Raw genomic sequence first — 594 nt, forward strand, 5'->3', positions numbered from 1 at the left:
GAACAAACATCGCCTGTACAACGGCGTTTTTACTTACAGACCAGCGAAGGCGAGACTATCAGGATGATGCATCGTGTGTCTAAGAAATCACGGTTCTTTCCAGATTCGTTGTTCGGTCTAACACTGCACAAATGCGTCAGAACATCCCGGCGTAGCTGTCCGACGCCATTTGGGCTGTTCAACAGGACAATGGCGCGTAAGCGTTAATGGAAGTGGGGATACGGAGTTCCCTGTTCACCTGTGTATGTCACGGAAAAGTCTCTGACTGAGCTGTCCATAACGCTGGTGAAGCACAAATGGCGCAGCATCTGGTAAAGCAGGTTTAACGAAAAGTCGTGTCCTGCTGCTGGCATATGAGTGCGTCGACTGCCTGATTTAGATCGTCAAGCGGAGAGGGATTTTCTCATGCGTATTTTGTTTGTAGGCCCGCCTCTCTATGGGCTGTTGTATCCTGTGCTGTCTCTGGCGCAGGCATTTCGCGTTAACGGCCATGAAGTGCTGATCGCCAGCGGAGGAAAATTCGCCCAAAAAGCGGCAGAAGCCGGGCTGGTGGTATTTGACGCCGCACCCGGTTTTGATTCTGAAGCTGACTAT

The 594-nt window shown here is 51.2% G+C and carries 1 pseudogene; it reads left to right on the forward strand.

Annotated elements, in window-relative coordinates:
* Window positions 1-405: 405 nt before the first annotated feature.
* A pseudogene (locus RTW80_RS26940) lies at window positions 406-594 on the forward strand (glycosyl transferase); the annotation flags it as partial.

Origin of the sequence: Escherichia sp. AM3 (assembly GCF_032029835.1) — a bacterium.
Classification (GTDB): Bacteria; Pseudomonadota; Gammaproteobacteria; order Enterobacterales; family Enterobacteriaceae; genus Escherichia; species Escherichia coli.